The organism is Kluyvera fluvialis (assembly GCF_059725275.1).
The window spans coordinates 2,631,048-2,652,236 of the sequence record NZ_AP046142.1; the positions used below are offsets into that span (position 1 = coordinate 2,631,048).

General features: G+C 53.9%; 21 protein-coding genes and 1 pseudogene. 11 read left to right on the forward strand and 11 right to left on the reverse strand.

The features are described from left to right. Window positions 1-3 precede the first annotated feature (3 nt). From ynfM to AC6I4B_RS12525, 4 genes are all read left to right on the forward strand, one after another. Window positions 4-1,254, forward strand: a complete 1,251-nt coding sequence (gene ynfM, locus AC6I4B_RS12510) for a multidrug efflux MFS transporter YnfM/SxtP(Kp) (RefSeq protein ID WP_497765518.1) — start codon at window positions 4-6, stop codon at window positions 1,252-1,254. 230 nt (window positions 1,255-1,484) lie between these two features. Next, complete coding sequence (gene asr, locus AC6I4B_RS12515; protein ID WP_497765519.1) at window positions 1,485-1,961, forward strand: acid resistance repetitive basic protein Asr; 477 nt, start codon at window positions 1,485-1,487, stop codon at window positions 1,959-1,961. A 72-nt stretch (window positions 1,962-2,033) separates the two neighbouring features. After that, window positions 2,034-2,117 (forward strand): small membrane protein YdgU, encoded by an 84-nt coding sequence (gene ydgU / locus AC6I4B_RS12520; RefSeq protein ID WP_455648420.1) that lies wholly within the window; start codon window positions 2,034-2,036, stop codon window positions 2,115-2,117. 101 nt (window positions 2,118-2,218) lie between these two features. Then, window positions 2,219-3,043 (forward strand): trypsin-like serine peptidase, encoded by an 825-nt coding sequence (locus AC6I4B_RS12525; RefSeq protein ID WP_497765521.1) that lies wholly within the window; start codon window positions 2,219-2,221, stop codon window positions 3,041-3,043. Here AC6I4B_RS12525 and AC6I4B_RS12530 read toward each other — a convergent pair. The 4 genes from AC6I4B_RS12530 to AC6I4B_RS12545 all read right to left on the reverse strand — a co-directional run bounded on the left by AC6I4B_RS12530 (window position 3,040) and on the right by AC6I4B_RS12545 (window position 6,216). Next, on the reverse strand, window positions 3,040-5,205 hold the full coding sequence (locus AC6I4B_RS12530) for a putative bifunctional diguanylate cyclase/phosphodiesterase (protein ID WP_497765523.1): 2,166 nt from the start codon (window positions 5,203-5,205) through the stop codon (window positions 3,040-3,042). The genes AC6I4B_RS12525 and AC6I4B_RS12530 overlap by 4 nt on opposite strands. A gap of 92 nt (window positions 5,206-5,297) precedes the next feature. Further along, window positions 5,298-5,627, reverse strand: a complete 330-nt coding sequence (gene mdtI / locus AC6I4B_RS12535; RefSeq protein ID WP_497765524.1) for a multidrug/spermidine efflux SMR transporter subunit MdtI — start codon at window positions 5,625-5,627, stop codon at window positions 5,298-5,300. After that, the gene (mdtJ, locus tag AC6I4B_RS12540; RefSeq protein ID WP_497765526.1) at window positions 5,614-5,988 is read right to left on the reverse strand and encodes a multidrug/spermidine efflux SMR transporter subunit MdtJ; all 375 of its coding nucleotides are present in this window, start codon (window positions 5,986-5,988) and stop codon (window positions 5,614-5,616) included. The genes mdtI and mdtJ overlap by 14 nt, the downstream gene beginning before the upstream one ends. 96 nt (window positions 5,989-6,084) lie before the next feature. Next, complete coding sequence (locus tag AC6I4B_RS12545) at window positions 6,085-6,216, reverse strand: protein YdgV (protein WP_497765527.1); 132 nt, start codon at window positions 6,214-6,216, stop codon at window positions 6,085-6,087. Between the two features lie 163 nt (window positions 6,217-6,379). Here AC6I4B_RS12545 and AC6I4B_RS12550 point away from each other — a divergent pair, with 163 nt between their 5' ends. Then, window positions 6,380-7,411, forward strand: coding sequence for an AI-2E family transporter (locus AC6I4B_RS12550; protein ID WP_497765529.1), 1,032 nt, complete (start codon window positions 6,380-6,382; stop codon window positions 7,409-7,411). Window positions 7,412-7,416: 5 nt separating this feature from the next. On the opposite strand, the gene AC6I4B_RS12555 is transcribed toward AC6I4B_RS12550, so the two are convergent. The 3 genes and pseudogenes from AC6I4B_RS12555 to AC6I4B_RS12565 all read right to left on the reverse strand — a co-directional run bounded on the left by AC6I4B_RS12555 (window position 7,417) and on the right by AC6I4B_RS12565 (window position 11,376). After that, complete coding sequence (locus AC6I4B_RS12555) at window positions 7,417-7,590, reverse strand: GhoT/OrtT family toxin (protein ID WP_497772138.1); 174 nt, start codon at window positions 7,588-7,590, stop codon at window positions 7,417-7,419. Between the two features lie 747 nt (window positions 7,591-8,337). Next, a pseudogene (locus AC6I4B_RS12560) lies at window positions 8,338-9,686 on the reverse strand (gamma-aminobutyraldehyde dehydrogenase). Window positions 9,687-9,963: 277 nt separating this feature from the next. Then, window positions 9,964-11,376, reverse strand: a complete 1,413-nt coding sequence (locus AC6I4B_RS12565) for an aminotransferase-like domain-containing protein (protein WP_497765530.1) — start codon at window positions 11,374-11,376, stop codon at window positions 9,964-9,966. Window positions 11,377-11,578: 202 nt separating this feature from the next. On the opposite strand from AC6I4B_RS12565, the gene AC6I4B_RS12570 reads away from it, so the two are divergent. From AC6I4B_RS12570 to AC6I4B_RS12585, 4 genes are all read left to right on the forward strand, one after another. Further along, window positions 11,579-11,752 carry a YnfU family zinc-binding protein gene (locus AC6I4B_RS12570; RefSeq protein WP_497765532.1) on the forward strand — a complete coding sequence of 58 codons (174 nt, stop codon included), beginning with the start codon at window positions 11,579-11,581 and terminating at the stop codon, window positions 11,750-11,752. Between the two features lie 148 nt (window positions 11,753-11,900). Beyond that, the gene (locus AC6I4B_RS12575) at window positions 11,901-13,301 is read left to right on the forward strand and encodes a cytochrome ubiquinol oxidase subunit I (protein WP_497765533.1); all 1,401 of its coding nucleotides are present in this window, start codon (window positions 11,901-11,903) and stop codon (window positions 13,299-13,301) included. Beyond that, window positions 13,298-14,308 carry a cytochrome d ubiquinol oxidase subunit II gene (gene cydB / locus AC6I4B_RS12580; protein WP_497765535.1) on the forward strand — a complete coding sequence of 337 codons (1,011 nt, stop codon included), beginning with the start codon at window positions 13,298-13,300 and terminating at the stop codon, window positions 14,306-14,308. The genes AC6I4B_RS12575 and cydB overlap by 4 nt, the downstream gene beginning before the upstream one ends. After that, complete coding sequence (locus AC6I4B_RS12585; RefSeq protein ID WP_497765536.1) at window positions 14,308-14,433, forward strand: DUF2474 domain-containing protein; 126 nt, start codon at window positions 14,308-14,310, stop codon at window positions 14,431-14,433. The genes cydB and AC6I4B_RS12585 overlap by 1 nt, the downstream gene beginning before the upstream one ends. Window positions 14,434-14,477: 44 nt before the next feature. Here AC6I4B_RS12585 and AC6I4B_RS12590 read toward each other — a convergent pair whose 3' ends face one another. Both AC6I4B_RS12590 and AC6I4B_RS12595 read right to left on the reverse strand, forming a co-directional pair. Further along, window positions 14,478-16,436 carry a peptidase U32 family protein gene (locus AC6I4B_RS12590; protein ID WP_497765537.1) on the reverse strand — a complete coding sequence of 653 codons (1,959 nt, stop codon included), beginning with the start codon at window positions 16,434-16,436 and terminating at the stop codon, window positions 14,478-14,480. Window positions 16,437-16,623: 187 nt separating this feature from the next. Beyond that, complete coding sequence (locus AC6I4B_RS12595) at window positions 16,624-17,199, reverse strand: helix-turn-helix domain-containing protein (protein ID WP_497765539.1); 576 nt, start codon at window positions 17,197-17,199, stop codon at window positions 16,624-16,626. A 132-nt stretch (window positions 17,200-17,331) separates the two neighbouring features. On the opposite strand from AC6I4B_RS12595, the gene AC6I4B_RS12600 reads away from it, so the two are divergent. Then, a complete protein-coding gene (locus AC6I4B_RS12600) occupies window positions 17,332-18,498 on the forward strand; it encodes a benzoate/H(+) symporter BenE family transporter (RefSeq protein ID WP_497765540.1) in 1,167 nt (388 codons plus the stop codon). On the opposite strand, the gene AC6I4B_RS12605 is transcribed toward AC6I4B_RS12600, so the two are convergent. Beyond that, entirely contained in the window at window positions 18,472-19,350 is an 879-nt protein-coding gene (locus tag AC6I4B_RS12605) for a helix-turn-helix domain-containing protein (RefSeq protein ID WP_497765542.1), read from the reverse strand. The genes AC6I4B_RS12600 and AC6I4B_RS12605 overlap by 27 nt on opposite strands. Before the next feature lie 181 nt (window positions 19,351-19,531). Between AC6I4B_RS12605 and AC6I4B_RS12610 the strand changes: the two genes are divergently transcribed. Further along, complete coding sequence (locus AC6I4B_RS12610) at window positions 19,532-20,431, forward strand: DMT family transporter (RefSeq protein ID WP_497765543.1); 900 nt, start codon at window positions 19,532-19,534, stop codon at window positions 20,429-20,431. Window positions 20,432-20,490: 59 nt separating this feature from the next. Here AC6I4B_RS12610 and AC6I4B_RS12615 read toward each other — a convergent pair whose 3' ends face one another. Further along, window positions 20,491-21,159 carry a DUF3313 domain-containing protein gene (locus tag AC6I4B_RS12615; protein WP_497765545.1) on the reverse strand — a complete coding sequence of 223 codons (669 nt, stop codon included), beginning with the start codon at window positions 21,157-21,159 and terminating at the stop codon, window positions 20,491-20,493. Window positions 21,160-21,189 lie beyond the last annotated feature (30 nt).

Consider the following 21,189-nt stretch of genomic DNA (forward strand, 5'->3'; position numbering starts at 1 on the left):
CCCGTGAGCCGTACAACGACCGCAGACCATACTCCAGTTATTGATGTCCGCGATGATACCCCCACTCCTTCAAACACCTTTATCCGTCGAGGCACGCCGCCGTTTATCCGCGTCACGCTGGCACTGTTCTCCGCAGGGTTAGCCACCTTTGCCCTTTTGTACTGTGTGCAACCGATTCTGCCCGTACTGTCCCATGAGTTTGGTATTTCTCCCGCAGGAAGCAGTATTTCGCTGTCTATCTCTACCGCGATGTTGGCGGTCGGCCTGCTGTTTACGGGGCCATTATCCGACGCCATTGGGCGCAAACAGGTGATGGTCATCGCGCTACTGCTGGCCTCGTGCTGTTCGCTGCTGTCCACGGTGATGACCAGTTGGCACGGGATTCTGATTATGCGCGCGCTGATTGGCCTCTCGCTCAGTGGCGTGGCGGCGGTCGGTATGACCTATCTGAGTGAAGAAATTCATCCCAGCTTTGTCGCATTTTCGATGGGGCTGTACATCAGCGGTAACTCGATTGGCGGCATGAGCGGGCGTCTGTTAACGGGGGTCTTTACTGACTTTTTCGGCTGGCGCGTCGCGTTAGCGGTTATCAGTGCGTTTGCGCTGGCGGCCGCCATTATGTTCTGGCGTATTCTGCCGGAATCACGCCACTTCCGCCCCAGCTCGCTAAAACCGAAATCCCTGTTGATTAACTTCCGTCTGCACTGGCGTGATCGTGGCTTGCCGCTGCTATTTGTCGAAGGTTTTCTGCTGATGGGCGCGTTTGTCACCCTGTTTAACTACATTGGTTATCGCCTGATGCTGTCGCCGTGGTCGCTGAATCAGGCGGTTGTCGGCCTGTTGTCGGTGGCTTACTTAACCGGAACCTGGAGTTCGCCAAAAGCCGGGATGATGACCACTCGCTATGGTCGCGGGCCGGTGCTGATTTTCTTCACCGGGATTATGTTGCTCGGCTTGCTGCTGACGCTGTTCTCGCCGCTGTGGGTCATTTTCCCGGGTATGCTGTTGTTTTCCGCCGGTTTCTTCGCCGCCCACTCGGTGGCCAGTAGCTGGATTGGGCCACGCGCACGACGCGCCAGAGGCCAGGCCTCCTCGTTATATCTGTTCAGTTACTATTTAGGTTCCAGTATTGCCGGAACACTAGGCGGCGTATTCTGGCACCAGTACGGCTGGAACGGCGTCGGTGGTTTTATTGCCCTGCTGCTGGTTGGCGCGCTCATAACCGGGACAATACTGCACAGGCGTTTACGCTAACCCTAGACGGCGGAGCGAATATCTCCGCCGTTTATCATTCAGGCCTATCTCATAGAACCTCAGTTTAGATCGGGTTGTCACCACTGCCCCATTATCTTGTACATTGATGTTGTACATTCCGTTACACGCCGATACCAATCACTCACGGAAAGCCGGACAACTCACGGATATAGTTATTTCAACGGCCCCGCAGTGGGGTTGAATGAAAAAACCAATTCGAGGGTATTAGAATGAAAAAAGTATTAGCTCTGGTTGTTGCCGCTGCTATGGGTCTGTCTTCTGCTGCATTCGCTGCTGACGCGACTGCCACTCCAGCTCCGGCTGCTACGGCGACCGCGACCCATGCGGCTCCGGCAAAAGCGACTCATCACAAGCAACACAAAAAAGCAGCACCAGCTCAGAAAGCTCAGTCTGCGAAAAAACACAAAAAAGCGGCGGCTAAACCCGCTGTAGATCAGAAAGCTCAGGCCGCTAAGAAACACAAAAAAGCTGCGACTAAACCAGCGGTAGAGCAGAAAGCTCAGGCCGCTAAGAAACACAAAAAAGCCGCGACTAAACCAGCGGTAGAGCAGAAAGCTCAGGCTGCTAAGAAACACAAAAAAGCTGCAACTAAACCAGCGGTAGAGCAGAAAGCTCAGGCTGCTAAGAAACACAAAAAAGCCGTGAAACACCAGGCGCCAAAAGCGGCTGCTCAACCAGCGGCTTAATGGCAACCGGCAGTACATTGTTGATGATACATCGGCGCTATTACAGCGCCGATTTTTTCCCGGAGAGCAATCATGTTGCGACGCTATCGTTTCGAGCTCATCCTGGCTTTACTGATTGTCTGCGCACTCATCGCCACGCAATTTTTCTTTTACTGAGCGTAGTTCGCTGATTTTACTCCCGCTTTTCATTTCTCCCGTCTATAGTAGTCTCATTGGGTTTAGTTTTTATAATCATAATTGCCCCACCAGAGAGTGATATGCGTACAGCCTTTGTGTGTTGTTTACTGGGATCGTTGTCCGTACTACCGTTTATTTCTCACGCTGATGACAGTGATAGCGATATCAGCGCGAAAGATATCAAAACCCTGTTTTTCGGCCAGGACGATCGCACCCTTGTTCCTGATCCGGCGCAAGAGCCGTGGGATGCCATTGGTCAGTTAGAAACAGCGAGCGGCAATTTATGCACGGCCACGCTCATCTCCCCTCACCTGGCGCTAACCGCCGGGCACTGTCTACTTGAGCCGCCAAGCGGCAAGCTGGACAAAGCGGTTGCGTTGCGTTTCGTGTCGCAAAAAGGGAGCTGGCGCTATGAAATTCACGGCATTGAAGGCCGCGTTGAGCCATCGCTGGGGAAACGGCTGAAAGCCGATGGCGACGGCTGGATTGTTCCGGCCTCTGCCGCACCGTGGGATTTTGGCCTGATAGTGCTGCGTTATCCGCCATCAGGAATTACCCCACTGCCTTTATTTACCGGTGATAAAGCCGAGTTAACCGCCGCGCTGAAGGCCAACGGTCGAAAAGTGACGCAATCCGGCTATCCGGTCGATCACCTCGATGCGTTGTACAGCCACCAGGACTGCATTGTCACCGGCTGGGCGCAAGCGTCGGTACTTTCTCACCAGTGCGATACGCTGCCAGGCGATAGCGGTTCACCGCTGCTGCTGAAAACCGACGCCGGTTGGCAGGTGATTGCGGTACAAAGCTCAGCCCCCGCCGCCAGCGACCGCTGGCGAGCCGACAACCGCGCCATTTCAGTTACCGGTTTTCGCGATAAACTGGAAGCACTGGCCGGCGACCGCTAACTGTGCCGTTGCTGCTGGCGTAATGCCAGCAGCGATGACAGCGGCATCGGTTCGCTGAAGTAAAACCCCTGAAGCTGGTCACAGCCCGCTAAGCGCAGCAACTTCATCTGTTTTTCGGTTTCTACCCCTTCGGCAATCACCGTCATTCCCAACGCGCTGGCGATACGAATCGTGCCCCCCACCAGCGCCGCCGCCTGATCGTCGTTATCCACCAGCCCCGCCAATGATTTATCAATTTTAATAGTATCGAAGTTAAAACGGCGCAAATAGCCAATGCTTGAATATCCGGTGCCAAAATCATCGAGCGCCACGGCGGTTCCCAGCGCTTTCAGGTTGGCGATAGCCGCGCGCGCGCGTTCCGGTTTCTCCAGAACGTAGGTTTCTGTCACTTCAAGCTGCAAGCGTGCGGGCGGGAAGCCCGATGACTTCAACACGCTGGAGACTTTGTCTTCAAACTCCGGGTCGCGGAACTGCGCTGGCGAGATATTCACCGACAGCTTTAAATCATTGTGGCCTAATAGATCCCGACAGGCGCGCGCCAGCACAAACTGCCCGAGCGAGTAAATCAGCCCGCTGGTTTCGGCGATGGCGATAAAGGCATCAGGCATCAACTCGCCTTTCTGGCGGCGCGGCCAGCGCACCAGCGCTTCAACACCAATCATCACCTGAGAACGGGCACACACAATGGGCTGATACCAGACCTCAAACTCATCGTGTTCCAGCCCATAGCGAATGTCGCTTTCAATCGACAACTGATATTCCCGCACGCTATTTAATTCAGCGTCGTAATGGGTTATCCGCCCTTTGCCGGTGATTTTAGAGTGATACATGGCGATATCCGCCTGGCGAAACAGTTCAGAGCTGGAGCTTGCCTGTAATGTCCCGCTGGCAATACCAATGCTGGCGCTAATATGCAGCGTTCTCTCACCAATACGGATTGGCGCGTTGAGGTAGTCCAGCACGCGTCCGGCGAATGCCGATGCCCGCGCTTCAGATTGTTCGCCGCCAACGGTCATGGCAAATTCATCGCCGCCCATCCGCGCCAGCATTCCGCCGCGAGGAACCAGCGTTCGCAACATATCCGCGATGCGAATAATCAAAAGGTCGCCGATATCATGACCGTAAATATCATTCACATCCTTAAAACCATCGAGATCGATAAACACCACCGTTTTCGCTTCCCGATCGCCACGCAGGCTAATCCGCTCCAGTTGCTCAATCAACGCCCGACGATTAGGCAGATGGCTCAGCCAGTCGGTCAGCGCAATTTCACGCGCCTGCCGTTCGCCGCGCGCCAGCTTCCACAGCCCCAGGCTGCTGAGCATGATAAACAGCAAAATCAGCCCTGCCGCCAGTAACACGATTTGGCGAATTTGCGGCGAAGCAGCGCTCGCGGCTTCAGCGCCTGGTTGGCGAAGCTGCCAGTTCAGCCAGCCCACCACTTGTTCGCCCGACGTGCGCACCGGAATGTTGTATTGATTTTGCGGTGCATCGACCAGGGTGAGGTTTTCAATCTGAAAGGTGTTGCCCAAATTACGCAATAGCGTCGGGTTGATATGGCGGGTAATCACCAGATAGCGACGGGTGGCATCATAAACCTGCAAACGCCCCACCATCGGGCGAATCAGGCCAATGCCGATAAAGGCGATACCTTCACGGGTACGAGTAATACCTGCGTAAATATTTTTACCGCGACGCAGCGCATCTTCATTATTCGCAATCAACGCCCGCAGGCCATCGCCAAAAAAACTGAGGTCACGTTCGTTAAATGGCGCGCTAAGAAAAGATCCCCACAGCACCTGATAATGCTCGTCCAGCACGAACGTACCGTCGTAGAGGTTATTGATTTTAAAGCCCGCGCCCCAGGTGTTATACAGCCAGGTGGTATCCAGTTTTGGGGCATAAACCTCACGCACGGCGTCATCCCAAATGGCATTATCAATCACCAGCGACGAGACGCGGTTAATCGACGTTTGCATCGCCCCTTCCACGGAAAGCGCCGAGCGATGGGCATCAATGTCATTAGTTTTGGTGCTAATTAGCTGCTGTGAGAGGTACAACAAGGAAATAATAGAGAATATCAGGCCAATGCCTGCTAAAAAGATCATCACAAACAGCGTTCTGGCCGTGGCGATATTGCGCCAGTGTGACGGATTAAACATGAACCACCCTCGCATACGCTTTGGCAACCCTTTGTTACAAGCGTAATACAGCCGGGCAATTTCGCTGCCCGATTTCTCAGGCAGCGATCACATCAGGCTAGTTTTATCATTACCATGCCGACCAACAGCAGGCCAAGACCAATCCAACCTTTGTGATTGAGGCGTTGTCCGAAGAGGATCCAGCCTGCCGCTAATGTCGCCGCAACCCCGAATCCCCCCCAGATGGCGTAGGCCACCGACAGGTCGATGCCCTTCACCGCTTGCGACAGCGCGCTGAACGCGGCCAGTACGGCGACCAGCGAAAGAATGCCGTACAGCTTGCGGCGGAAGCCGTCAGAAAACTTGAGGAAAATATTAGCGACAATTTCCAGAACAATGGAACCTGCCAGCCATGCGCCGTGAACCCACTCAAACTGCTGCATGGTCCACCTCTTTTTCCATCACTTTGCGTTTTGGCGGCGATTTCAGCGTGCCGGATTTAATCAGCACAATCCCGACAACCAACGTCACCAGACCGGTCGCTTTCATGACTGTCAGACTTTCATCAAACAGCAACACGCTAAATAAGGTAATCAGTAAAATACCGACCCCTTCCCACAGCGCGTACGCGACACCGAGGGCAATCTTTTTAATTGCGAATGAAAGGAAAATATATGAGAGGGCGATCATCGCCAGCATTAAAATAAAACCAGTATTGCCATCACTCACGCTCGCCCATTTCATAGACAGCGTACCCGTAATTTCAGCAACAATGGCCAGGGCTAATAAAATCCAGTAAAACATAGTCCTTCTCCTGCATGAGAATATAATCCGTAGCAGCTCGCGGCGATGCGCAAACTGAAAAAAATGATTAAAATTTAGCTCAAACGAAGAAGAGGACTAAAGCGCATTGCGCCAGTGCTGCTCACCACAAAAGGCAAAAAAGGAAGGAAAAACAGAAGGTTTGGTAAAGATGTACGGCCTGAACATATTGTCCATAAAATTACAATTACCCGCGGTATTGCTTCTCATCGTTGCGGATTAAAATTGTCCTCAGTAGTTAAACACAGCTAACTTTTAACACAGTTGTCAGAATAACTCAAAATGTTTTCAAATCTTTACTATGAGGATTTGATGTTTATGCATTTATAATAAGTTAGTTCTTAAATCGCCTATTTTTATGGAGTAAACATGCATGTCCAGGCCAATCATTACGCTTAATGGATTAAAGATAGTCATCATGTTGGGCATGTTGGTTCTCATTTTTACCGGTATCCGTTTTGCGGCTGAAATAATTGTCCCTTTTGTGTTAGCCGTGTTTATTGCCGTGGTACTTAACCCTATCGTCCAACTGCTGGTGCGCTGGCGAGTGCCGCGCGTTCTGGCTATCTCACTGCTTATCGGGGTGATTATCCTCGCGGCGGTTCTGCTGCTGGCAAGCCTGGGCACGTCACTTAATGAACTCACGCGTACCCTGCCACAGTACCGCTCTTCGCTGGCGGTTCCTTTATATAACCTTCAGCCGTGGATGCAACGCTTTGGGATAGGCGTCAGCCCTGACGAACTCATTAAGTATATTGACCCCAACGCCGCCATGACGCTGGTTTCCCGACTGTTAACCCAGCTTTCAAACGCGATGTCGTCTATTTTTCTGCTGTTACTGACGGTGGTATTTATGCTGCTGGAAGTCCCGCAGCTACCGGCAAAATTACAGCAAGTGATGTCGCGACCGACAGAAGGCATGGCAGCGATTCAGCGCGCACTCGACAGCGTTTCGCACTATCTGGTGCTGAAAACGGCGATCAGCGTGGTGACTGGGCTAGTGGTATGGGCCATGCTGGCGCTATTAGAGGTTCGCTTTGCTTTTATTTGGGGGATGCTGGCCTTTGCGCTTAACTATATTCCCAATATCGGTTCGGTGCTGGCGGCCATTCCACCGATCTTACAGGTACTGGTATTTGGTGGCTTTTATGATGCGTTAATCGTACTGGCGGGGGATTTGGTCATTAACCTGGTGTTCGGCAATATTCTGGAGCCTCGCATTATGGGACGCGGGCTGGGATTATCAACGCTGGTGGTATTCCTGTCGCTGATATTTTGGGGCTGGCTGCTCGGGCCGGTAGGAATGCTGCTCTCCGTCCCCCTGACAATTATTGTCAAAATTGCGCTGGAGCAAACCGAGGGCGGCAAAAGCATTGCCGTCTTACTTAGCGATCTAAGCAAATAACCGACTCAGAACAGCGATAACAATAGCGCGACGGGGAAACTAAACGGCCACGTTGCGCCAATTAAAAAGGCCGCAATCAGACGAATAGTCTTGCTTTCCTTGGTGAGAAACCAAGTAATTAACGCACAAATGACCGCCATCACAGCGTAAAAAATCAGCATTTGTTGATAGAGCGTCATCAATTTAGTCCTTACAATTGATTGTAAAAGCCGCGCAATATGCAATGTTTTTTGATGCATATCAAGTTTCACGCCGCTTTTCGCTTATGTTTTTTCCGAGTAGAGGGTTCGACTCCAGCCGAACTATACGCTTACACCAATTAATATCACGGTAACGGTACGCTACTATGGATTTTAATTCTGTGATAAGGCTTACGCTTAGCGTTTTGGTAGGGATGCAGCAAATTCCACAACGGCGGGGATCCTCGCACGTTGCCCTGGTGATGTCAAAAAAGGAAGGAAAAAACGGAAAGGTTCTTTCATCGTGCGAATAACGTATTTGTCATACAGCGCACAGACTATCCATCGGGGACTCATCGGTTTCAGCAACTCTGGTTCTGGCTATTCATTCAAAGACCGCACTGACGTGGGTGGCGTCTGAATCGCCGAAGCGTTCTCTGGAGGCCGGGGCAGCCCACAGGGATGTGGGCTGAGGGCGCGGCTTTACAGGGATGTTGCCTCGCGCCCGACCCGAAAGCCGCAAGAGATAAGCTGAGGGCATCGCGAAGCGACGATTTTGCCGCCAGAGCCTGGGGGTGCAGGGGGCGGCGGCGACTGGCCGCCCCTTGCGCGCTCTTTGCGCCTGTGCATGTTATAGGGCATGGCGTAAAAAAAGAGCGCAACAGGCGGCGATACTAAAAGTAGAAATCCCCTTAACTGACAAGCATGACATCACAACGAGGCTTTCTCTCTTTAGGCAATATTCGCTTAATGCTTAACCATGACATGGCGCACCACGGTGTAATCCTCCAGCCCGTACAGCGACATATCTTTGCCGTAGCCAGAGAGTTTTTGCCCGCCGTGCGGCATTTCGCTCACCAGCATAAAATGGGTATTAACCCACGTACAACCGTACTGCAAACGAGCGCTCAGGCGGTGCGCACGCCCGACGTCCTGCGTCCAGACAGATGACGCCAGCCCGTATTGCGAATCATTGGCCCACGCCAGCACCTGCGCTTCATCGTCAAACTCGGTCACACTCACCACAGGGCCGAACACCTCGCGCTGCACGATATCATCCCCCTGCCGCGCCCCGGCGAGCAGCGTCGGCTGGAAGAAATACCCCTTGCCCGCCACTTTCTCGCCACCGGTCACCACCTTAATGTGCGGCAACGCTTTCGCCCGCTCGACCGCCTCACTCACCCGGTTCAGGTGCGCAAGCGAGCTTAACGGCCCCAGTTCGGTGGCGCTGTCTTCCGGCGCACCAGTCTTAAGGCTGGCAACCGCTGCGCCCAGTTTTTCAACCAGCCGAGGGTAAATCCCCTTTTGCGCGTAAATTCGACAAGCAGCAGTACAGTCTTGCCCGGCATTGTAAAAACCAAACGTTCTCACCCCCTCGACAACCGCATCAATATCCGCATCATCAAACACAATCACCGGCGCTTTACCGCCCAGTTCCATATGCGTGCGCTTAATCGACGGTGCAGTATGCGCCAGAATATGTTCGCCGGTAGCGATTGAACCGGTTAACGACACCATCCGCACTTTGGCGTGGCCGGTAAGCGGGTCGCCAACGGTTTTACCGCGACCAAAGAGAATATTCAGCACTCCGGCAGGGAAAATGTCTTTCGCCAGTTCTCCCAGCGTTAGTGCGGTAAGCGGCGTGATTTCCGACGGTTTCATCACCACGCAGTTCCCCGCCGCCAGCGCCGGAGCCAGCTTCCATGCCGCCATCATAAGCGGATAGTTCCACGGCGCAATCGAGGCCACCACGCCGCACCGGCGAAAAAGCGAAACACATCCGCCACCGCCGGAATTTCATCGTTGACCACACAGTGCAACGGTTTGCCGCAGTTAAGCGACTCCAGCCGTGCAAAAGTATCGGCATGAGCGTCAATCACATCCGCCAGTTTTAACAAGCACTCGGCTCGTTGTTTAGGCGTGGTTTGCCCCCACTGAGCGAACGCCCGGTCGGCGGCGGTTACCGCCGCCTCGACTTGCGCCGCCGTGGCCTCGTTAATATTCAGCAAGACCTCTCCGGTCGCTGGGTTATAAACGGGTTGCGATTCGCCCTCACCCACGACCAGTTCACCATTAATCAATAAGTTATGTTGCATAGCACCGTCCTGTTATCGAATGTCGTTGGCGGTTCGTTAAAAATATCTTCTTGTTTAACCATAGACGTCGCGATGGCGACCACCTGTACGGCCAAAAACTATTTGCACAGGTTGTGACAAAGTGCGCATTCCGCAAAAATGGCCCGTGGAGCACAGATAATATGGATTATAGACAAGGAGTTACCAGCCACAGGTGATATCGATTTTTCCTATGATCGGCAGACAGAAATCCCCCGTTAAATACGGGGGAAATGACAAGAGGAATAAGTGAAAGGAATTAGTCCAGCATCTGGCGAATAAGTTTACCCAGCGTTTCTACCGCGCTGTCCTCACGTTCTCCCCAACCCCAGGCGGTGTTAAAACGGAAGAACGACGCCCAATTATCGGTGGTGGAGAACATTTTGCCCGGTGCAATACTGATGTGGTGCTCCAGCGCCTTCGCACTCAGCCGCCCGGCATCCACGCCCGCCGGTAACTCCAGCCATAAGAAATAGCCGCTGTCATTGTGATGAATGTGGACTTCCGGCGGCAGCGCACGCAAAAGCGACTGCCAGGCGAGCTGTTTACGCTCCGCAAGCTGGCGGCGCAGGCGTCTTAAATGGGCGTCATAACGTTTCGTTGCCAGGTAATCGACCAACGCCAGCTGCATAGGCGAGCTGGTAGAGAGCGTGCTCATCAACTGTAAATGCTGAATGCGCCGCGCGTGTTTCCCCGCCGCCACCCAGCCAATGCGAAATCCCGGCACCAGGCATTTTGAAAACGAGCTGCAATGCAGCGTCATATCGGTTTTATCCCACGCCTTCGCCGGCAGCGGTTTTTCACGGCCAAAATAAAGCTCGCTGTAGACGTCATCTTCAATCAGCGTGACGTTATGTTCGCTGAGAATGGCAATCAGCCGCGCTTTCTTTTCCGCCGTCAGGGTAAAGCCCAGCGGGTTCTGGCTATTGGTCATCAGCCAGCAGGCTTTTACCGGATACGTTTGCAGCGCTTGCACCAGCGCATCAAGATCGATGCCCTCTTTGACATCGGTCGCCACCGACAACGCTTTCAGCTTCAACCGTTCCAGCGCCTGCAACGCACCGTAAAAACAGGGATTTTCGACAATCACCCAGTCGCCAGGCTCAGTCACCGCCTGTAGGCTGAGGTTCAGGGCTTCCAGCGCACCGGCGGTAATCACAATTTCATCCGGCGAAATCGTCATCCCCTGCAACGCATAGCGCCGCGCGATGGCGTGGCGTAGCTCATCGTTACCCGGCGGCAGGTTTTCAATCACGCTCATGGCGGTCGCGGTTTTACTCACCTGCGCCAGCGAGCGGTTAAGCTGCGGCAAGGGGAACAGTTTCGGGTCAGGGAATGCCGAGGCGAACGGCAGCACCGAGGCATTGCGGCTCGCCTGCAAGACTTCAAAAATATAGGTGTTAATATCAACGGCGTTATCCGGCATCACCTGCGCCGGAGCGGCAAGCGGGCGCTGAGTCACCGGGCGTGGCGCAACGTAATAGCCCGACTGCGGGCGCGCGACGATTCTTCCCTGGCTTTCCAGCAACTGATACGCATGGCTTACGGTCATAAAACTCATGCCGCTATTCACCACCTGCTCACGTAGCGACGGCAGTTTGTCTCCTGGCTGCCAGACTCCGTGGGCTATCTGTTCCGTCATCTGCTCGGCGAGCCGCTGGTACTTTTTCATCCGCTATTCCGGTTACTCTTAATTAACGCCTATAGTATATCAGCGTTACAAAACATGCATTTTTATGTAACTGATATAGTCTCAGCCGCAAATGACGCCGCGCGCAAATAAAGGCGCAAAACCGAGAGAAAAGCGATAAACAGGAAGCTATTTACCGGAAACCAGCGTAGTGTGGCTTACCTCCCATAACCGGGCAAAATATATGCTTTATCTTAAAGGTATTAAAGCGCTGATCTCTCGAACGCTCGATCTCACCTGCCCGCACTGCGCACGACACTCGCCTCAATTATCATCGAAAGTGAAAAAAAACCGGGCAATGGTCTGCCCTTACTGCGGGACACTATTTCTCCCTTCTGAATGCCAGCGTTTAGGCTGACGAAAACGGCGGCTTTGTGAGTTCCCCCCCGTTCAAACACTGCAAAGCTCATAAAACTGTTATCAATTAATAGCGTCCTACTGTCTCTGCAACCCTGCGCTGGCGCGGCTTAGAATCTGGCTGAGTTATTTTTCCCTGCGGAGTGTGCATGTTCGGTCTTGATGCGTTTCACCTGGCGCGAATTCAATTTGCGTTTACTGTCTCGTTCCACATTATTTTTCCCGCGATCACCATCGGGCTTGCCAGCTACCTGGCAGTACTGGAAGGGCTATGGTTAAAAAGCCGTAACCCCGTCTGGCGATCGCTGTACCAGTTTTGGTCGAAGATTTTTGCCGTCAACTTTGGTATGGGCGTGGTGTCCGGGCTGGTGATGGCCTACCAGTTTGGCACTAACTGGAGCGGGTTTTCCGAGTTTGCGGGCAGCATTACCGGCCCACTGCTGACCTATGAAGTGCTCACCGCCTTCTTCCTTGAAGCCGGTTTTTTAGGCGTAATGCTGTTTGGCTGGAATCGCGTGGGGCCGGGGCTGCACTTCTTTGCGACCTGCATGGTGGCGCTCGGCACGATTATTTCAACCTTCTGGATTTTAGCCTCCAACAGTTGGATGCAGACGCCGCAAGGTTATGAAATCATCAACGGCCAGGTCGTACCAGTCGATTGGTTTGCAGTGGTCTTTAATCCGTCCTTCCCCTACCGCCTGCTGCATATGTCGATAGCGGCCTTCCTCAGCAGTGCGCTGTTTGTTGGCGCGTCGGCGGCGTGGCATCTGCTACGCGGCAATCAGTCGCCCGCGATTCGGATTATGTTTTCGATGTCGCTGTGGATGACGCTTATCGTTGCCCCCATTCAGGCGATGGTCGGTGATATGCACGGACTGAATACGCTTCAACATCAACCGGCAAAAATTGCCGCCATCGAAGGTCACTGGGAAAACCCGCCCGGTGAGCCAACGCCACTGCTGCTGTTTGGCTGGCCGGATATGCAACAAGAACGCACCCGTTTTGCTCTGGAGATCCCCGCGCTTGGCAGCCTAATCCTGACTCACAGTCTGGAAAAACAAGTTCCGGCATTGAAAGAGTTCGCCAAAGAGGACAGACCCAACTCCACCATTGTGTTCTGGTCATTCCGCATTATGGCGGGGCTGGGCATGTTGATGCTGTTGTTAGGCGTTGTCGCGCTGTGGCTGCGCAAACGGCAAACTCTGTATACCTCGCGGCCCTTCTTATGGTTTGCGTTGCTGATGGGGCCATCTGGGCTGATAGCGATCCTCGCCGGTTGGGTCACAACCGAAGTGGGCCGCCAACCGTGGGTGGTATATGGCCTCCAGCGCACGGCGGATGCCGTTTCCGCTCATGGCGACCTGCATATGAGCGTCAGCCTGCTGGCTTTCTTCGTGGTCTATAGCTCGGTATTTGGTGTCGGCTACAGCTACATGGTGCGTCTGATTCGTAAAGGGCCGCAGCCTTTCTCCCCACAACCGCACGGCACGCCTTCACGTCCACTGTCTGCCGCTATAACGCCAAATCCGCACCACGAGGAGCGCCCATGAACCTTGACCTCTCCATCATCTGGTTTGTGATTATCGTTTTCGCCACCCTAATGTATATCGTCATGGATGGCTTTGATTTAGGGATTGGTATTCTGTTTCCCTTCACCCGCCGCGCACAGGATCGTGACGTGATGGTCAACAGCGTTGCGCCCGTCTGGGATGGCAACGAAACCTGGCTGGTGCTGGGCGGCGCAGGGCTGTTTGGCGCCTTCCCGCTGGCCTATGCGGTGATTATCGACGCCCTGACAATTCCGTTATCGCTGATGTTGGTCGGCCTGATTTTCCGTGGTGTGGCGTTTGAGTTTCGCTTCAATGCCACGCCGTCGCATCGCCCGTTCTGGGATAAAGCCTTTATGGGCGGCTCCATTCTGGCGACCTTCTGCCAGGGTGTGGTAGTTGGCGCGGTGATTAACGGTTTTGAAGTCACGGGCCGAGCGTTTAGCGGCGGCGCGTTTGATTGGCTCACTCCGTTTACTCTGTTCTGCGGCGTGGGGCTGGTCATCGCCTATGCGTTGTTGGGCGCGACCTGGCTGGTGATGAAAAGCGAGGCGGCGCTCCAGACACAAATGCGCCGCAACGCCCGCTGGCTGCTGCTAGCACTGTTGGGGGTGATTGCGGTAATTAGCCTGTGGACGCCGCTGCGACATGCAAACATTGCCACGCGCTGGTTTACGCTGCCCAATTTTTATTATCTGCTGCCCGTGCCGTTGCTGGTTCTCACGGCAAGCGCCCTGCTGTGGCGGCAGTTGGGGGCTATCGACAGCCATGCGCAGCCGTTTCTTCTGACGCTGGTGCTGGTATTTCTCGGCTTTAGCGGGCTTGGGATCAGCATCTGGCCAGCCATTATTCCGCCATCAATCACTCTGTGGCAGGCCGCCGCACCGGTGCAAAGCCAGGAATTTATGCTGATCGGCGCGATTTTCATCATCCCGATTATCCTGGTGTACACCTTCTGGAGCTATTACGTTTTCCGTGGCAAAGTGCCGCAAGATGAGGGGTATCACTGATGAAAACAGCGTGGCTCACACGTATTTTCTGGCTGGTAACATTATGGGGCGGCAGCGTGCTCGCGCTGGCGGCGGTGGGCGGTTTATTCCGTTTATTAATGACCGCCGCAGGGTTTAAATCCTGACGGCTTTCATCGGGTGGCCAATGGCCACCCGATTGACATAGCCGCTACTTGCGCTTTGGCAACGTTTTTAGCAACTCATCCGCACTGACCGAGGCCACCACGCTTCCTGGCAGCGGCATTTTCAGAATGTGATTTTTGATTTTGCCAATCACATGCATTTCACACGGGCGGCAATCAAAACGCAGCGTCAGCACTTCATCCCCGTTAATCAACTGCATTGGTGTCGCCTTCCAGCTTTTAATCGAGCCTTTGGCCTGTTTCGGGCACAGGTTAAAGGCAAAGCGCAGACAGTGTTTGGTTATCATCACCGGCACATCGCCCTTTTCCTGATGCGCTTCGTAGGCGGCATCAATCAACTGAACGCCAAAGCGATGATAAAACTCCCGTGCCTTATGGTTGTAGACGTTGGCAAGGAAGCTCAGATGGCTTTCCGGGTACACCGGCGCAGGCTCCGCCACCGCTTTACGACGCCCACGAACGTAGGCCGCAAGGCGCGCGTTATCGAGCATTTCTACGGTTTCACGGCGCAGTTGGTTGAGCATACTGTTCGGCACAAACAGCGCTTCCGGCAGCATCACCTCGACGTGACGCGCGTAGTAGATCGTTTGCCCCAGTTTGGCGACACCGTCTTGCAGTTGGCTGAGCGCTTTCTCGGCGTTATTGGCCGCCGCGAATTCACCGTCCAGCGTCTGCGTCACGCTCACGCCGTCTTCACTGGTCATGGTCAGCACCAGTTGTTCCTGCCAGCCGGAAAGCGCAATATCGACCGCCACACGACGCTCGCTGGAGGTTTTCAGCAGCGCCTGCTGCCAGTTATGATCCAGGTTACGGTTTAAAACCTGGTGCGGGCGCACTTTAAACAGGTCAGCCGGCATTTCATTGGGCCACACGCGATAACGGTTTTCGCCGATTTTCTCTACCGTATTGGCACGAAAGCCCACCACTTCACGTTTGATAAGCACATTCAGGCCATCGCCGTTCGCCAGCGGTTCACTAACCTCAACGTCCAGTGAATCTTTGTTGACCTTTAATACTTCCCCCACCGGCAGACCAATAAATTTCGGCGAGTCGAAAGCACCGATATTCATCTGGCGCTGATTCACAAAGTAATCGGTGCTGCCACGATGGAAGGTTTTATCGGTTGACGGGACAAAGAAATGTTCCGTTCGCCCCGCCGACGCGCGCGATAAATCACCGCGTTGCTCAAGTTCGGCATCGAGCATTTGACGATAATGCGCGGTGATATTTTTCACATAACTCATGTCTTTATATCGTCCTTCAATTTTGAAGGAACGCACACCGGCATCAATCAATGCGCCCAGGTTGGCGGTTTGATCGTTATCTTTCATCGACAGCAGGTGCTTTTCAAACGCCACTACACGGCCCTGATCGTCTTTCAGGGTATATGGCAAGCGACACGCCTGTGAACAGTCACCCCGATTGGCGCTACGCCCCGTTTGCGCATGGGAAATATTGCACTGACCGGAATACGCCACGCACAGCGCGCCGTGCACAAAGAACTCAATGGTGGCGTCGGTGGCATCGTGGATAGCTTTAATCTGCTGAAGGTTCAGCTCGCGCGCCAGCACAATCTGGCTGAAGCCAACGTCAGAAAGGAATTTCGCTTTTTCGACGCTACGGATATCGCATTGGGTACTGGCGTGAAGCTCAATCGGTGGGATATCTAGCTGCAAAATGCCCATATCCTGAACAATCAGCGCGTCGGCGCCAGCTTCGTATAATTGGGTAATCAGCTTTTGCGCGGGTTCCAGCTCGTCATCATGCAAAATGGTGTTAAGCGTAATGAAAATTTTGGCCCCATAACGATGGGCAAACGGAACCAGTTCCGCAATGTCCTGCAAGCTATTGCTGGCGTTATGGCGGGCGCCAAAACCAGGGCCGCCAATGTAAACGGCGTCAGCACCATGAAGGATCGCTTCGCGGGCGATAGCCGTATCGCGAGCCGGGCTGAGTAATTCAAGAAGATAGTTCTGCTGGCGCATACAATCGAGGTTATCCAGTAGGGTCACAAAATGGCGGCTATTGTAGCCAGAAGCCGCCGGAACGAAAACAGTTTCACCGCCACATCGCGCTCATTTCCGGCAACACTTAGCCAAAATGAGCATTTCCGCAGGCGGCAGGCGTGGGTTACAGTCAGCCGGTATTTCGGACCTCCTCGTAACGACCACGTTATGATTCATTGTTGTGATTTGCCGCAGGCTTGCCTGCGGCTTTTTCTTTGGAATAATGAATAATAGAGTGGAAATGCACGGTCTGCTCGCCGCTGTTGCGATAAGCATGGGCTTCATCACCGGCAAAACGCAGGCCTTGCCCCGCCGCCAACGTGCGCCATGCGCCGTTGATGCGCATATCCAGCGTGCCGCTAATCACCACGACATGTTCAATAACGCCTTTTTCATGCGCACTAGACTCGCTGAGCGCCCCCGGTGCGAGGGTAATGGAGAAATGGTCAAAACACAGCTCCGCATCCCACGGGAAGACGGGCGTGACCACCATCGCCTGTTGCTGCGGGTCAAACGCCTGCTCATCGGACGGCTCTGTCGGGGTGATAAACAGCGAAAACGGTACGTTCAGACCAGTGGCGATTTTCCATAATGTCGCCACCGTCGGGCTGGACTCATTTCGTTCAATCTGCCCCAGCATGGCTTTCGACACGCCGGTCTCTTCTGCCAATTTTGACAGGCTCCAGCCGCGCTGCTGGCGCTGGGTTTTTAGCGTCGTTGCCAAATGTTGCGCAATATTCATTCAACCTCCCTTTCTTGCCTTGCCGAAGTATACCCCACTCAATCCTTGCAGGCTTAGTTCATCAGCTTCTGGTTGTGCGCTATAACGCACAATGCTACATTCTGCGGATGTTATAACGCACAAGAGATGATTATGCGCACCGCTTTTGTTCCTTTTCCAACCCTTCTGGCCGGATTTGTCGCCGTGCTGGTAGGCTACGCCAGTTCAGCGGCGATTATCTGGCAAGCGGCGGCAGCGGCAGGAGCCAGCGCGCTGCAAATATCCGGCTGGATGACGGCGCTCGGCCTCGCGATGGGCGTGAGCACGCTACTGTTAACCTTGTGGCGCAAAGTGCCTATTCTCACCGCCTGGTCAACCCCCGGCGCGGCGCTATTGGTTGGCGGGTTGCAAGGCGCGACGCTGAATGACGCCGTGGGAATTTTTATCTTTGCTAATGGCCTGATTGTGCTTTGCGGCCTTACCGGTTGGTTTGCCCGGTTGATGAAGCTGATACCGCATTCTCTGGCAGCGGCTATGCTGGCGGGTATTTTGCTGCGCTTTGGTTTGCAGGCGTTCGGCACGCTTGAAGGGCACTTGCTGCTGTGCGGCAGTATGTTAGCAGGTTGGCTGCTGTTTAAGGCGCTGGCCCCGCGCTACGCGGCTGTGGCGGCGCTGGTCGTCGGTATTGTGGTGGCAGCATTAAAAGGTGACGTTGTCACCAATTCATTAGCGCTGACCTTCGTGACGCCGCAGTTTATCGCCCCGCACTTCTCCCTGACCCAGTTATTGAGTATTGGCGTGCCGTTTTTCCTCGTGACGATGGCATCACAAAATGCCCCCGGGCTTGCCACATTGCAGGCTTCAGGTTACGCAGTGCCGGTTTCACCGTTGATTGTTATTACCGGTGCATTGGGTTTGTTACTCGCCCCTTTTGGCGTTTATTCGGTATGTATTGCCGCCATCACCGCCGCGATTTGCCAAAGCCCGGATGCCCACCCAGAGCCGCACAAACGCTGGCTAGCCGCAGCGGCAGCCGGTGTTTTTTATCTGCTGGCGGGGATCTTTGGCGGCTCGATTACGGCCTTAATGGCAGCGCTACCTGCCGTGTGGATCCAGATGCTGGCGGGACTGGCACTGCTGGGAACGTTGGGCGGTAGTCTGTTTCAGGCGCTGGCGTCGGCTCATGAACGCGATGCCGCGATGGTGACTTTCTTAGTCACCGCCAGTGGCATTACGCTTGCGGGCGTCGGCTCGGCATTTTGGGGGCTGATCGTGGGCGGCGTCAGCTTTGCGCTACTGTCCCGCAAGACCACTGCGTAACTGCGAAGGCGTGGCACCGGTGACCGCTTTAAAACGGTTGCTGAAGTGGCTGGCTGAGCTAAAGCCGCATTGCAAGGCAATATCGGTCAACGACTGCGTTGAGTGGCGCACCAGTTGTTGGGCGCGGGCGATGCGCCGTTGCATAACATACTGGTGCGGCGCGACGCCCGCCGACTGGCGAAACATGCGGGCAAAGTGATATTCGCTCAACGCCGCTTGCCCTGCCAGATCCGCCAGCGTTAACGGCTCTGCGAGATGCGCCTCAATATAGTCCAGCGTATTACGCAGTACGGCGGGAGCCAGCCCGCCGGTAACGGTAGGCAGCCGCCATTGCACACTGGAATAATGCTCTAACAGATGCGTCAGCAGCAAGGTGCTGGCACTGCTTAACGTGAGCTGATTCGCCGCCTGTTGCCAGTCACAACTGAGCAAAAACTGGCGGTACAGCAAGGCGATTTTCGGGTCGTCGCCAAAACTTTGCTCGTCCAGCGTCACCGCCGCCGGGCTACGATCCCAGATTTGCTCCCCCACGTGACGCAGGTGTTGATCGGTGCAATAAAGATGCACAAACGATAAGTCGCCGCGAATATCCCACGTCGATTCGCAATCTTTTGGCATCAGGCAGAAACGATCCGGCCCGCCGCCGTTTTTCCAGCCATGCGGCGTTTTTTGGTAGCTTTCGTAACCGTCGGCAACATACAAACTCAGGGTGTGATGATCGCTTTGCACCGTCAGGGTATCGAGTTTGTTGTACCAGGCCGCTAGCTGGATCCCGGAATTGAGCGCGACGGTTTCTCGCAGAACCGCTTTTTGACTCTGTAATCTTTCAAACGTCGCGTAGGAGGTAGTCATTCACATATCAGTCACGATTATCGATAGCCTCAGTCTAGGGGCTGTCGCCGCCGGATACCAGCCCTCACAGACCATCAGCACAAAAAACCGCAAGAATGTGTAAGTCACTCGCAACCTCCTGCAAGCCCAGGGGCTAAAAGCACGTCAGAGTATCGTTTTAGCGAAAGTGAAGTGAGGAACTATGAACGCGCTGCTGTATGCCCTGGTCGTTGTCATCTGGGGAACCACCTGGATTGCTATTTTCCTACAGCAAGGGCCAGTGCCTGAGGCTGTCTCTATTTTCTGGCGGTTTGCCATTGCCAGTATCACCATGATGACCATTTTGCTGGCGATGCGCCGCCTGCGCCCACTCACACTGCGTGATCATCTGTTCTGTGTGCTGCAAGGCTGCTGCGTATTTGGCTTTAACTTTCTCTGTTTCTATACCGCCGCCAAATGGATTAACACCGGGCTGGAGTCAGTGATTTTCTCAATGGCGGTGCTGTTTAACGCCATCAACAGCTTCCTGTTTTATCGCCAGACGCCGCCAAAGCGCTTTTATTTCGCGGCGCTGCTGGGGCTAAGCGGCATTATCACCCTGTTCTGGCACGACCTACGCGACGTAGGCATCAGCAGTACCCTGCTGGCCGGTATTTTACTGAGCGCGCTGGGGACTTACGGTTTCTCGCTGGGGAATATGCTCAGCCTGCGCCACCAGCGCCGTGGCCTGGAAACATTGACCACCAACACCTGGGCGATGCTATACGGCACGGTGATTATTGGCGTGATTGCCCTGCTGCGCGGCGATGATTTCACGCCGCAATGGACGGTCAGTTATCTGGGTGCGTTGCTCTATTTAGCGCTGTTTGGTTCGGTGATTGCGTTTGGCGTCTATTTCACGCTGGTAGGGCGCATTGGCGCCAGCAACGCCGCTTACAGCACCCTGCTGTTCCCTTTGGTGGCTTTGACGCTCTCAACGATTTATGAAGGTTATCAATGGCACGCTAACGCCATTATCGGGCTGGTATTAATTTTGCTCGGTAATCTGGTGATGTTCGCTCGACCATTCGCATGGCGTATTGCATTTACCCGTCACGCTTAAAAAAATAAAGGGCGACACCTTTGTGCCGCCCTTTTTTATTTAGCCAACGCTACCGCTATTTATTTCTGGTTTGGATTAAACTTAACGGCGTCAACCGCCATATCGTCAATAACCTGTTTCAACGTATCCAGCGTCAGTTGTGTACTTTGGTTAGAGAGGTCTTTCCCTTCTCCTTTACGCACTACTTTAATCACTGGCTTATTGGTTGCCGCGTCGATTAACTCAGCTTCGAAATATAAATTAGTATTCATCGTGCGGTGGCCCGTTGCGGCCTGAGTCCCTGCAACCACCATCGCAATTGGCACAACTTCGTAGAATTGCAGACCTTCTTTGCTGGAATCTACCGCCGTAATCGCCCCACGGAAGATAAGGCTACGCGGGCCAGCGGTGGCGACTAGCGTTTTACGTTCAGAAATCGATTTTTTCAGTTGCGTGTTGGTGTAATTCAGAATATCAGCCAGCGCTTTTTGCCCAACCTGAGTCGTCGGTTTCGGCACTGGGTAGTAGGTTACTGGGTTATAGACGACATTTTCATAATTGTTAGGGTTATAATCTGGAGAAATCCAACGTAGCTCCGTTTTTCCCGACGCTGTTGTTGCCTGTTTTAAACCCGAATAATCTTTTAAAAAGCCAGAATATTGCTCGGGCGTGGTGGTTTTTGACGCACAACCCGCTAATGCCAGAATGCCCACGAGGGCTGCTGCTTTGAAAAACACTTGAGTACGCATGAGGATAATCCCTGGTAAATGCACAGATGC

Bases quoted from the DNA above. Each gene is read 5' to 3' on its own strand.
- asr (WP_497765519.1), top strand. From the start codon at position 1,485: ATGAAAAAAGTATTAGCTCTGGTTGTTGCCGCTGCTATGGGTCTGTCT.
- ydgU (WP_455648420.1), top strand. From the start codon at position 2,034: ATGTTGCGACGCTATCGTTTCGAGCTCATCCTGGCTTTACTGATTGTC.
- AC6I4B_RS12525 (WP_497765521.1), top strand. From the start codon at position 2,219: ATGCGTACAGCCTTTGTGTGTTGTTTACTGGGATCGTTGTCCGTACTA.
- AC6I4B_RS12530 (WP_497765523.1), bottom strand. From the start codon at position 5,205: ATGTTTAATCCGTCACACTGGCGCAATATCGCCACGGCCAGAACGCTG.
- mdtI (WP_497765524.1), bottom strand. From the start codon at position 5,627: ATGCAGCAGTTTGAGTGGGTTCACGGCGCATGGCTGGCAGGTTCCATT.
- mdtJ (WP_497765526.1), bottom strand. From the start codon at position 5,988: ATGTTTTACTGGATTTTATTAGCCCTGGCCATTGTTGCTGAAATTACG.
- AC6I4B_RS12545 (WP_497765527.1), bottom strand. From the start codon at position 6,216: ATGAGAAGCAATACCGCGGGTAATTGTAATTTTATGGACAATATGTTC.
- AC6I4B_RS12550 (WP_497765529.1), top strand. From the start codon at position 6,380: ATGTCCAGGCCAATCATTACGCTTAATGGATTAAAGATAGTCATCATG.
- AC6I4B_RS12555 (WP_497772138.1), bottom strand. From the start codon at position 7,590: ATGACGCTCTATCAACAAATGCTGATTTTTTACGCTGTGATGGCGGTC.
- AC6I4B_RS12565 (WP_497765530.1), bottom strand. From the start codon at position 11,376: ATGAAAAAGTACCAGCGGCTCGCCGAGCAGATGACGGAACAGATAGCC.
- AC6I4B_RS12570 (WP_497765532.1), top strand. From the start codon at position 11,579: ATGCTTTATCTTAAAGGTATTAAAGCGCTGATCTCTCGAACGCTCGAT.
- AC6I4B_RS12575 (WP_497765533.1), top strand. From the start codon at position 11,901: ATGTTCGGTCTTGATGCGTTTCACCTGGCGCGAATTCAATTTGCGTTT.
- cydB (WP_497765535.1), top strand. From the start codon at position 13,298: ATGAACCTTGACCTCTCCATCATCTGGTTTGTGATTATCGTTTTCGCC.
- AC6I4B_RS12585 (WP_497765536.1), top strand. From the start codon at position 14,308: ATGAAAACAGCGTGGCTCACACGTATTTTCTGGCTGGTAACATTATGG.
- AC6I4B_RS12590 (WP_497765537.1), bottom strand. From the start codon at position 16,436: ATGCGCCAGCAGAACTATCTTCTTGAATTACTCAGCCCGGCTCGCGAT.
- AC6I4B_RS12595 (WP_497765539.1), bottom strand. From the start codon at position 17,199: ATGAATATTGCGCAACATTTGGCAACGACGCTAAAAACCCAGCGCCAG.
- AC6I4B_RS12600 (WP_497765540.1), top strand. From the start codon at position 17,332: ATGCGCACCGCTTTTGTTCCTTTTCCAACCCTTCTGGCCGGATTTGTC.
- AC6I4B_RS12605 (WP_497765542.1), bottom strand. From the start codon at position 19,350: ATGACTACCTCCTACGCGACGTTTGAAAGATTACAGAGTCAAAAAGCG.
- AC6I4B_RS12610 (WP_497765543.1), top strand. From the start codon at position 19,532: ATGAACGCGCTGCTGTATGCCCTGGTCGTTGTCATCTGGGGAACCACC.
- AC6I4B_RS12615 (WP_497765545.1), bottom strand. From the start codon at position 21,159: ATGCGTACTCAAGTGTTTTTCAAAGCAGCAGCCCTCGTGGGCATTCTG.